This is a genomic window from Streptomyces sp. AK010 (assembly GCF_014207295.1).
In the GTDB taxonomy this organism is placed as follows: Bacteria; Actinomycetota; Actinomycetes; order Streptomycetales; family Streptomycetaceae; genus Streptomyces; species Streptomyces massasporeus.
On record NZ_JACHCX010000026.1, the window covers coordinates 79,737 to 90,276 of the forward strand.

General features: G+C 71.1%; 7 protein-coding genes and 2 pseudogenes. All 9 read left to right on the forward strand.

All coding sequences use genetic code 11. The features are described from left to right. Positions 1–489, forward strand: a pseudogene (locus HDC93_RS37910) (hypothetical protein); the annotation flags it as partial. Positions 490–739: 250 nt separating this feature from the next. After that, positions 740–2,932 carry a bifunctional polysaccharide deacetylase/glycosyltransferase family 2 protein gene (locus HDC93_RS33925; RefSeq protein WP_185014656.1) on the forward strand — a complete coding sequence of 731 codons (2,193 nt, stop codon included), beginning with the start codon at positions 740–742 and terminating at the stop codon, positions 2,930–2,932. After that, positions 2,929–4,128 (forward strand): acyltransferase, encoded by a 1,200-nt coding sequence (locus tag HDC93_RS33930; protein ID WP_185014657.1) that lies wholly within the window; start codon positions 2,929–2,931, stop codon positions 4,126–4,128. Before HDC93_RS33925 ends, HDC93_RS33930 begins: the two co-directional genes overlap by 4 nt. A 106-nt stretch (positions 4,129–4,234) precedes the next feature. Beyond that, positions 4,235–4,441 (forward strand): annotated as a pseudogene (locus HDC93_RS33935) (hypothetical protein); the annotation flags it as partial. Positions 4,442–4,712: 271 nt separating this feature from the next. Next, on the forward strand, positions 4,713–6,098 hold the full coding sequence (locus tag HDC93_RS33940) for a NarK/NasA family nitrate transporter (protein WP_185014658.1): 1,386 nt from the start codon (positions 4,713–4,715) through the stop codon (positions 6,096–6,098). Between the two features lie 117 nt (positions 6,099–6,215). After that, entirely contained in the window at positions 6,216–7,367 is a 1,152-nt protein-coding gene (locus tag HDC93_RS33945) for a uroporphyrinogen-III synthase (RefSeq protein ID WP_185014659.1), read from the forward strand. A gap of 671 nt (positions 7,368–8,038) precedes the next feature. Further along, positions 8,039–8,632: an ABATE domain-containing protein gene (locus HDC93_RS33950; RefSeq protein ID WP_185014660.1), complete on the forward strand. Its 594-nt coding sequence runs from the start codon at positions 8,039–8,041 to the stop codon at positions 8,630–8,632. A gap of 351 nt (positions 8,633–8,983) precedes the next feature. Then, positions 8,984–9,505: a sigma-70 family RNA polymerase sigma factor gene (locus tag HDC93_RS33955; protein WP_010039908.1), complete on the forward strand. Its 522-nt coding sequence runs from the start codon at positions 8,984–8,986 to the stop codon at positions 9,503–9,505. Then, a complete protein-coding gene (locus HDC93_RS33960; RefSeq protein ID WP_311774701.1) occupies positions 9,505–10,335 on the forward strand; it encodes a zf-HC2 domain-containing protein in 831 nt (276 codons plus the stop codon). The genes HDC93_RS33955 and HDC93_RS33960 overlap by 1 nt, the downstream gene beginning before the upstream one ends. The last annotated feature ends 205 nt before the right edge of the window (positions 10,336–10,540 follow it).

The window sequence follows — 10,540 nt, forward strand, 5'->3', positions numbered from 1 at the left end:
GCACCGCACGACGGCCTGTTCGGCCGGGCACCGCACCACCCGCCCGTCCGGCCAGGCACCCGCATCACCGCCCATCCGGCCGGGCATCGCACCATGGCCCGTTCGGCCGGGCACCGCAGCATCGCCCGTTCGGTCGGGCGCCGCAGCACGACCGCCGATCCGGCACCGCACGACGGCCTGTTCGGCCGGGCACCGCACCACCCGCCCGTCCGGCCAGGCACCCGCATCACCGCCCATCCGGCCGGGCATCGCACCATCGCCCATCCGGCCGGGCACCGCATCACCGCCCGTTCGGTCGGGCGCCGCAGCACGACCGCCGATCCGGCACCGCACGACCGCCTGTTCGGCCGGGCACCACACCACCGCCCGTCCGGCCAGGCATCCCGCACCACCCGCCCATCCGGACCGCCCGTCCGGCCAGGCATCCCGCACCACCCGCCCATCCGGCCACGGCCAAGCACATCCCACCGGCCCCGGCCGGCTCGGTGAAGCCGGGGCTCCTCGGGGCGGCGGGGCCGCCTCTCGATCGAGGCCGGCGTCTCCGACCGACCCGCCCTCCGGTGCGGCGGACGCGCAACCGCGACGTCCCCGCCGGCCGGGCCCGTCCCCACCGCACCGTCCGCCCACCCCGTCCCCGCACCACCCCGATCCCACACCGCCCGTCCGCCCACCCCGTCCCCGCTCCGTCCGCCCGTCCCCGTACCACCCCGATCCCGCACCACCCGGAGTACCACCACCCATGGCATCCCGTACCCGCCGTTCCGGGCGCGCGTCCCGAGCCCCTGGCGGCTCCAGGCGCCGGCGCCTGCCCATGCGTCTGTTGCTGCCCCTGCTCGTGCTCGTCGCGCTGGGCGCGATGCTCATGCTGCGCGGATACGTGCACAGCGAGGTCCTCGCCGACCACCGCGTCGGACCGCCCGCCGCGAACGACCGCGTCCCGAAGGACATCCTCAAGGGCGGCCCGGTCATCGACACCCGCAACGGGAAGGCGACCAGCCTGGACCTCCCCGACCACGAGCTGGTGCTGACCTTCGACGACGGTCCCGACCCGATGTGGACGCCCAAGGTCCTCGACGTGCTGAAGAAGCACGACGCCCGCGCCGTCTTCTTCATCACCGGCACCATGGCCTCCCGCTACCCGGACCTCGTCCAGCGCATGGTCGACGAGGGCCACGAGATCGGGCTGCACACCTTCAACCACCCCGACCTGTCCCTGCAGAGCAAGAGCCGGGTCGACTGGGAGCTGTCGCAGAACCAGCTCGCCCTCGCCGGCGCCGCCGGCATCCGCACCTCGCTGTTCCGCCCGCCCTACTCGTCGTTCGCCCAGAACATGGACAACAACACCTGGCCGGTCACCGAGTACATCGGCAGCAAGGGCTACATCACCATCGTCAACGACACCGACAGCGAGGACTGGCGCAGGCCCGGCGCGGAGCAGATCATCCGCAACGCCACGCCGAAGGACGGCGACGGCGCCATCGTGCTGATGCACGACTCCGGTGGCGACCGCTCCCAGACCGTGGCCGCCCTCGACCGGTACGTCTCCGGGCTGCAGGCCAAGGGCTACCGCTTCCACACCCTCACCGGCGCACTCGACGCCCCCAGCGCGCACACCCGGGTCGCCGGGCTGGAGTCGCTGAAGGGTGAGGCGTGGGTGTTCCTGGTGCAGGCCTCCGAGAACGTGACCGGGGTGCTCGTCGCCGGACTCGCCGTCGTCGGCGTGCTGGTCTTCGGGCGTCTCGGACTGATGCTGATCCTCTCCGTGGCGCACGCCCGCCGGGTGCGACGCCGCGGCTTCAGCTGGGGCGACCCCATCACGGAACCGGTCTCCGTCCTCGTGCCCGCCTACAACGAGGCCAAGTGCATCGAGCAGACGGTCCGTTCCCTCGTCGCCAGCGACCACCCCATCGAGGTGCTGGTCATCGACGACGGCTCCAGCGACGGCACCGCCCGCATCGTCGAGAACCTCGGCCTGCCCGGCGTACGCGTCGTCCGCCAGCTCAACGCGGGCAAGCCCGCCGCCCTCAACCGGGGCATCGCCAACGCCAAGTACGACCTGATCGTGATGATGGACGGCGACACCGTCTTCGAACCGACGACCGTCCGCGAACTCGTCCAGCCCTTCGGCGACCCGCGCGTCGGCGCCGTCGCGGGCAACGCCAAGGTCGGCAACCGCGACTCCCTCATCGGCGCGTGGCAGCACATCGAGTACGTGATGGGCTTCAACCTCGACCGCCGCATGTACGACGTGCTGCGCTGCATGCCCACCATCCCCGGCGCGGTCGGGGCGTTCCGGCGCAGCGCACTGGAACGCGTCGGCGGCATGAGCGACGACACGCTCGCCGAGGACACCGACATCACCATGGCCATGCACCGCGACGGCTGGCACGTGGTGTACGCCGAGAAGGCCGTCGCCTGGACCGAGGCCCCGGAGTCCGTCCAGCAGCTGTGGTCCCAGCGCTACCGCTGGTCGTACGGCACCATGCAGGCCATCTGGAAGCACCGCCGGTCCATCGTCGAGCGGGGCCCCTCGGGCCGCTTCGGCCGGGTGGGCATGCCCCTGGTGTCGATGTTCATGGTCGTGGCGCCGCTGCTGGCCCCGCTGATCGACGTGTTCCTGCTGTACGGGCTGGTGTTCGGGCCCACGGAGAAGACCATCGGCGCCTGGCTGGGCGTCCTCGCGGTACAAGGGGTGTGCGCGGCCTACGCGTTCCACCTGGACAAGGAACGCATGACCCACCTGATCTCACTCCCGCTCCAGCAGATCCTCTACCGCCAGCTCATGTACGTCGTGCTGCTCCAGTCCTGGATCACCGCCCTCACCGGCGGCCGGTTGCGCTGGCAGAAGCTTCGGCGCACCGGCGCGGTGGGCCTGCCCGGGGGCGGGTCCCCCGCGGCCCAGCCGCAGATGGACGGGAGGCCGGTCGGATGACCACGCACGCGACTCCCGTCGCCGAGGCCGCCCCGCGGGAGCCGGCCGCCGCCAAGAGGCCCGGCCGCGACCGGTACTTCGACCTGCTGCGCGCCCTCGCCCTGTTCCGTGTCGTGCTGTACCACCTGACGGGCTGGGCCTGGCTGCCGCTGGTGTTCCCGTCCATGGGCGTGATGTTCGCGCTCGCCGGGAACCTCATGGCCCGCTCGCTGAAGCGCCCGGCCGTACAGGTGATCCGCGGCCGGATGAGGCGCCTGCTGCCGCCGCTGTGGCTGCTCGGCGTCGTCGGCGTCACCGGCATGGTCCTCCAGGGCTGGGGCCCGGACGAGGACGGGCACCCCGGCTGGTGGCTGCTCCACCTCACCTTCTGGATCGTCCCGCTCAGCGACCCGCCCTACGCGGAGGGGCTGCCCGGCATCCACGGCTTCATCGGCGAGAACTGGGCCGCGGACCTCGCGGGCCCCCTCTGGTACATCCGCGCCTACCTCTGGTACGTCCTGCTCTCCCCGGTGCTGCTGAAGGCCCTGCGTGCCCTGCCGGTCCTCACGATCCTCATGCCGATCGCCCTCGCAGTCGGCTTCGAGCAGGGCTGGATCACGCTGCCCGGCGAGCGGATCCCCTCGGCGCTCACGGACTTCTCCACCTTCGGTGCCTGCTGGATCCTCGGCATGGCCCACCAGGAGGGCATCCTGCGGCGGCTGCCGCGCTACATCGTGCCGTCCGTCGCACCCGTCATCGCCCTGGCCGGCCTCTGGTACGCCCTGCACCACGACTTCGGCACCGGCAACGACCTCGACAGCATGCCGCTCGCCCAGGCCCTGTGGTCCTTCGGCACGGTGTTCCTGCTGCTGCACCTCAGCCCGTCCTGGACGGAGTGGCCGCGCCGGCTGCGCGCCTTCGCGGGGACGATCACGCTGCTCAACTCCCGGGCCGTGACCATCTACCTGTGGCACAACACCTGCATCCTGATCGCCGCCACCCTCTGGGACCGGCTGTGGGGCTTCCCCCTGCTGGAACAGAACGTGCCCGGGCTGCTGGAGAGCGTCTGGCCGGTGCTGGTCCTGGTCTGGATCCTCATCGGCTGCTGCATCCTGGCCTTCGGCTGGGCGGAGGACCTGGCGGCCAAGCAGAGGCCGCGGTTGTGGCCGACGGGGGAGTCCCGGGCGAAAGCGCGTGGGGGCCGGAGGCGCGCCTGACGGGTCCCCGTTCCGCCTGACGGGACCCCGTTCCCCCGGGCTCTTCCGGTGTGGAAAACTGCCCGGGTTGCGCTTGTGAACGAAGTGACCCGGGGGAGCGGTGGGGATGAGTAAGCGGCAGACGCGGAAGATGCTGCGGCTGATGGCGAGCGGGGAACCGGTCGAGCTCACCAGCCCGATGGCGTCCGTGAAGAAGCTCGCCCGGCTGGCCTTCGTCGCCCAGCAGTTCGGCTACGAGTACGCCGACGTCCGCCAGAGCAGCGGCCGCAACGGCGCGCTCACCATGCTGATCCTGCCCGACCCGAGCCCGCGCCCGGCCCCGATGCCGCGCAGCCCCCGGGCCCGTACGGCCAGCCGTACCACCAGCCCCAGCCGCCGCAGCCCCACCCCCAGCAGAATCCCCACGGGCAGCCCCCGCAGCACTGACGCGGAAACCTCCCGGAACCTCTCATCCCGCCCGGGCGCGGGGTGAGAGCAAAGTTCCCTCGCGGTCACCCGCTGCCACAGGCAGGAAACGCGCCCTCTCTACCTTCGGGGTCAGTCACCGGAAGTACGACCGAGTCCCGGAGCACAGTGGAGGCGTCATGACAGGCCCTGGCACGGCACCCGCACCCCCGAGCAAGGGCGGACGCTGGATCCAGCACTGGGATCCGGAGAACGAGATGTTCTGGAAGGAGACCGGAGAGAAGGTCGCCCGCCGGAACCTCTACTTCTCCGTCCTGTCCGAGCACATCGGATTCTCGATCTGGACCCTGTGGTCCGTGCTGGTGCTCTTCATGGGCCCGGAGTACGGGCTCACCCCGGCCGACAAGTTCATGCTGACCTCGATGGTCACGCTGGTCGGCGCCGTCGTCCGCGTCCCCTACACCTTCGCCGTGGCGATCTTCGGCGGACGGAACTGGACGATCATCTCCGCGGCCCTGCTGCTGATCCCGACCTGCGCCGCGTTCGCCGTGATGGAGCCGGGCACCTCCTTCTCCACGTTTCTGCTCGTGGGCCTCCTGGCCGGTATCGGCGGCGGCAACTTCGCCTCCTCCATGACCAACATCAACGCCTTCTTCCCGCTGCGGAAGAAGGGCTGGGCCCTCGGCCTCAACGCGGGCGGCGGCAACATCGGCGTACCGGTGATCCAGCTGGCCGCGCTCGGGATCATCGGCGCCGGCGGCGGGCCGCGAGTGCTGCTCGGGATCTACATCCCGCTGATCGTCGTGGCCGCCGTCATGGCCGCGCTGTTCATGGACAACCTGGAGAACGTCAAGAACGACACCGGTGCCGCCAAGGACGCCGCGCGGGACGGCCACACCTGGATCATGTCCTTCCTCTACATCGGCACGTTCGGGTCGTTCATCGGCTACAGCTTCGCCTTCGGGCAGGTCCTCCAGAACCAGTTCGGACGCACCCCGCTGGAGGCGGCGTACGTCACCTTCATCGGTCCGCTCCTCGGCTCGCTGATCCGGCCCCTGGGCGGCTGGATGGCCGACAAGTACGGCGGCGCGAAGATCAGCCTGTGGAACTACGTCGCCATGGGTGTGGCCACGGCGGTCCTGATCGGCGCCTCCATGGAAAAGTCGCTGGCACTGTTCACCGCGGCGTTCGTGGTGCTGTTCGTGCTCAGCGGGCTCGGCAACGGCTCGACCTTCAAGATGATCCCGGGCATCTTCCAGAACAAGGCCCTGGCCAAGGGGCTGGAGGGCGAGGCGGCTGCGGCCTACGGGCGCAGGCTGTCCGGCGCCTCCATGGGTCTGATCGGCGCGGTGGGCGCGCTCGGCGGTGTCGGCATCAACCTCGCCTTCCGCCAGTCCTTCCTCTCCTACGGCTCGGGCACCGGGGCGTTCGTCGCCTTCCTCGCCTTCTACGCGGTCTGCTTCGTGGTCACCTGGGCCGTATACCTTCGTCGCACGGCTCCCCGGGTACCCGTCACCACGGCGACCTCGGAGGCGAAGTCGCAGCTCAGCTACGCCGAGGTGTGACGTAACACCAGCGACATCACGCCGATCCGGGCCTGTCACGAGCCGTTGACAGGCTCGATCGGCATGTAGGTACGCCGTACCCATGAAGTACGACGACTCGAGTGCGGGACGAGAGCCATGTACGAGGAAGAACAGCGACCGGACCACGGGCCCCTGGCGGGTTTCACCGTGGGTGTGACGGCCGCGCGCCGGGCCGATGAGCTCGGGGCGCTGCTGCAGCGACGCGGTGCCGCCGTCCTGCACGCCCCTGCCCTGCGGATCGTGCCGCTCGCCGACGACAGCGAGCTGCTGGCCGCGACGAAGGAGATCATCGAGCAGATGCCGGACATCGTCGTGGCCACGACCGCGATCGGCTTCCGGGGCTGGGTCGAGGCCGCGGACGGCTGGGGGCTCGGGGAGGAGCTGCTGTCCCGGCTGGGCGGCGTACGGATCATGGCGCGCGGCCCGAAGGTCAAGGGCGCGGTGCGGGCCGCCGGGCTGACGGAGGAGTGGTCGCCGTCGTCGGAGTCCATGGCGGAGGTGCTGGACCGGCTGCTGGAGGAGGGCGTCGACGGTCTGCGGATCGCGATCCAGCTGCACGGTGAGCCGCTGCCCGGGTTCGTGGAGGCGCTGCGGGCGGGCGGGGCCGAGGTGCTCGGGGTGCCCGTCTACCGCTGGATGCCGCCGGAGGACATCACCCCGGTCGACCGCCTGCTGGACGCGACGGTCGCCCGGGCCCTGGACGCGGTCACCTTCACCAGCGCCCCAGCAGCGGCCTCCCTCCTCTCCCGGGCAGAGGAACGCGGACTGCTCGACGAGGTCCTGGCGGCGCTGAGCCACGACGTCCTGCCGGCCTGCGTCGGCCCGGTCACCGCCCTGCCCCTGCAGTCCCGCGGCATCGACACGATCCAGCCCGAGCGCTTCCGGCTCGGGCCTCTCGTCCAGATCCTCTGCCAGGAACTCCCCGCGCGGGCGCGCTCCTTCCCCGTCGCCGGGCACCGCGTGGAGATCCGGGGCCACGCCGTCCTGGTCGACGGCGCCCTCAAGCCCGTCCCGCCCGCCGGCATGTCCCTCCTGCGCGCCCTCTCCCACCGTCCCGGCTGGGTCGTCGCCCGCGCGGACCTGCTGCGCGCCCTGCCCGGCTCCGGCCGCGACGAACACGCGGTGGAGACGGCCATGGCCCGCCTCCGCACGGCCCTCGGCACGCCGAAGCTGATCCAGACGGTGGTCAAACGCGGCTACCGCCTGGCCCTGGATCCGATCGCGGAGACGAAGTACGCGGACGCGTGATCCCGTCCGAGGGTTGAGCCGAATCGCGACATCTTCCGCTCCGCCGTCGTCCGGGGGCCCGCTTCCCGGCGTCGGTCGGGAGGGCAGGACGCGCCGCCTGGAGGTCCGACTGGGATGCGGTGCCGGTGGGAGGGGTGTCCGGTGGGTGTCCGGCCACAGGGGGTGGCCTCGCGGGGGTGATGCCCGACGAGAGTCCAGCCGGCCGCTGGGCGGTGCCGACGCGGGTGGGGCCGTTGTGCGGGTGTTGAAAGCTGCGTGATCTCGTGGGACGTCTGTCGGGCGGAACCGGCCGTCGGACCCTGGCTCCGGCGGCCGACGTGGGATGCCCCTCGTAGCCTCCCGGCCCGGGCAGGACTCCCCTCCCGGCCCCCGGCCCGGGCATGACTCCCTCGCGGCCCCCGCCCAGGCCGGCGGGACGGCCCGCGCCCCCGGTCCGGGCGGGACGCCCTGTGTGGACCCCCGTCCGGGCCCCGGCCCGCTCCACATGTGGCCGGAACGGGCGTCCCGTGCCGGTGTCCCGGTGCGGTCAGGTGTGCGCGAGGGGTTTTCGGCGTCGGGGCGGGCAGGCACTGTAAGAGGGAGCGGCTCACCGGCCCTCTCGTCGGTGTCCCACGCGACGCGTCTCACCGAAGCCCTCGCGACCGGGGTGGACCCTAGGCGGTGACAGGCACATGGCACTGGGTACGGCCACGGCCCCCTACGAGCTGCGGTTCGACGCCGGGCGGATCTGCCTGGACCTGCTCTCCACCACGCACCCGGAGGAACGGCTCGACTCCGTGGACGTGCTGCGCGCCTGGATCACCGGCTCCGGACTCGTCCCCGCGGACACCGCCCTGACCCACGCCGACACCGGCTGGCTGCTGGCCTTCCGCGAACTGCGCGCTCAGATCGACCGGTTGGTGCGCTGCCGGCCGAGACCCGGAGTGGCGACGTACGACCTCGCCCTCGCCCGCGTCAACGACCTGGCCCGTACCGCGCCCCCGGCCCCGCGCGCGGTCCGCGGCGAAGACGGTCAGCTGCTGCGGCGGTTGGACGGACCGCCCGGCTGCGCCGCCCTGCTCGCGGCCGTCGCCCGGGACGCCGTGGACCTGCTGACCGACCCCGTCGCACGCGCGGCCCTGCGCCAGTGCGAGGGGGACAACTGCCCCATCGTGTACCTCGACACGTCCCGGGGACGCAGGAGGCGCTGGTGCTCCAGTGAGGTCTGCGGGAACCGCGAACGCGTCGCCCGGCACCGCCGTCGCGCGGCACTCGCCCGCGCGTAAACGGAATTGGGTGGTCCGTGCACTTAATGTCCCTGTCCTAAATGCGACTTCTGTGACTCCGGCGTCGAAGTGATGTCGATTACATGCCGTTTACCTACGCCACCGTAGGGAAGGCCTGGCTTGAACTTGCCGATGTGGCGGATATGTAAAGAAAGCGGGGTGGGAATGTGACTCCATGTCCCGCTCGTCACGTCATCCCGAAGAAATATGTCGGGTCTCCTTGAACGCCCAACCGCTCGCGTCCGTACGGCATGTGGAGCGACCGACTGGGGGAACCCCCGGACATCGGAGGTGGGCGTGCGCAAGGATTCCGTCGTGGCCAATGAACGAGCACCGAGGGCCCGACATCGCATGTCCCAGCCCTCGGAACCCGACGAGGAGCTGATGCGTGCGCTCTATCGCGAACACGCCGGACCCCTGCTTGCGTATGTCCTGCGCCTGGTCGCCGGAGACCGGCAGCGCGCCGAGGACGTCGTACAGGAGACGCTCATCCGTGCCTGGAAGAACGCCGGTCAGCTCAATCGAGCGACCGGATCGGTACGCCCCTGGCTGGTGACGGTCGCCCGGCGCATCGTCATCGACGGCCACCGCAGCCGGCAGGCCCGGCCGCAGGAGGTCGACCCGTCGCCGCTGGAGGTCATCCCCGCGGAGGACGAGATCGACAAGGCGCTGTGGCTGATGACTCTCTCGGACGCACTCGACGACCTGACCCCTGCCCACCGGGAGGTGCTCGTCGAGACGTACTTCAAGGGGCGTACCGTCAATGAGGCGGCCGAGACCCTGGGCATACCCAGCGGAACCGTCCGCTCCAGGGTGTTCTACGCCCTGCGTTCGATGAAGCTGGCACTGGAGGAGCGGGGGGTGACGGCGTGATGAGTGTTTACGGGGGTAACCAGGGATTCGGTACGGGAGGCGTGGGTATGTCTGGACCCATGCAGGAGTCCCCGGTGCCGAATGAGCACGAGACCGTCGGCGCCTACGCCCTCGGCATCCTCGACGACGCCGAGGCAACCGCTTTCGAAGCCCACCTCGCGACCTGCGAATGGTGCGCCCAGCAGCTCGACGAACTGGCCGGCATGGAGCCGATGCTCGCCGCCCTCGCCGATCTGCCCGGCTCCGGCAGCACCCCCGCGATCGGCGAGTCGCTGTCCGCGAAGCCCCGGCCGCGCCTGGTGGAGAAGCTGGTCGACGAGGTCGCCGACCGCCGCGCCCAGAAGCGCCGCCGCAGCTTCTACATGGTGGCCGCGGCCGGTGCGCTGATCATCGGCGGCCCCTTCGTCGCGGTCGCGACCAACGGCGGCGACGGCGGCAGCGGCACGGAGAACCGCCCGCTCGCGGCGAGTCCTGCCAAGGCGGCCTTCGAGGGCATCTCCGACAAGATCACCGCCACCGACCCGAACACCAAGGTCTCCGCCACCGTCGCCCTCCAGAAGAAGGACTGGGGCACGGGCATGGTCCTGGAGCTGAAGAACGTCAGGGGCCCGCTCAAGTGCGCCCTCGTCGCGGTCGGCAAGAACGGCGAGCGCGAGACCCTGTCCTCCTGGTCCGTCCCGGAGTGGGGCTACGGCCTCCCGGACGCCAAGTCCGACAAGGCCAAGGAGCCCCTGTACGTCCAGGGCGGCGCCGCCTTCGAGCCGAACGAGATCGACCACTTCGAGGTCGTCACCTTCGACGGCAAGCGACTGGTCGAGGTCGACGCGTAGGGCCTGCGGTTCGGATCAGGCGGCAGGGAACCGACGGTGCTGTTCAGGGCCGGTGAGCGGGGTCCGGTGCGTGCCAGACCCCGCGACTGCGGCGTGAACCGAACGACAGGCCCTTAGGGGTCCTTTCACTATGCCCGTCCGGGTCGCGTGGTCTGGCACCGCACCTCGCCGCGTTGCCGAAAAGCCCTAGTAGCTCCGCTACGAG

Bases quoted from the DNA above. Each gene is read 5' to 3' on its own strand.
- HDC93_RS33945 (WP_185014659.1), top strand. From the start codon at position 6,216: ATGTACGAGGAAGAACAGCGACCGGACCACGGGCCCCTGGCGGGTTTC.
- HDC93_RS33950 (WP_185014660.1), top strand. From the start codon at position 8,039: ATGGCACTGGGTACGGCCACGGCCCCCTACGAGCTGCGGTTCGACGCC.
- HDC93_RS33955 (WP_010039908.1), top strand. From the start codon at position 8,984: ATGTCCCAGCCCTCGGAACCCGACGAGGAGCTGATGCGTGCGCTCTAT.
- HDC93_RS33940 (WP_185014658.1), top strand. From the start codon at position 4,713: ATGACAGGCCCTGGCACGGCACCCGCACCCCCGAGCAAGGGCGGACGC.
- HDC93_RS33930 (WP_185014657.1), top strand. From the start codon at position 2,929: ATGACCACGCACGCGACTCCCGTCGCCGAGGCCGCCCCGCGGGAGCCG.
- HDC93_RS33925 (WP_185014656.1), top strand. From the start codon at position 740: ATGGCATCCCGTACCCGCCGTTCCGGGCGCGCGTCCCGAGCCCCTGGC.
- HDC93_RS33960 (WP_311774701.1), top strand. From the start codon at position 9,505: ATGAGTGTTTACGGGGGTAACCAGGGATTCGGTACGGGAGGCGTGGGT.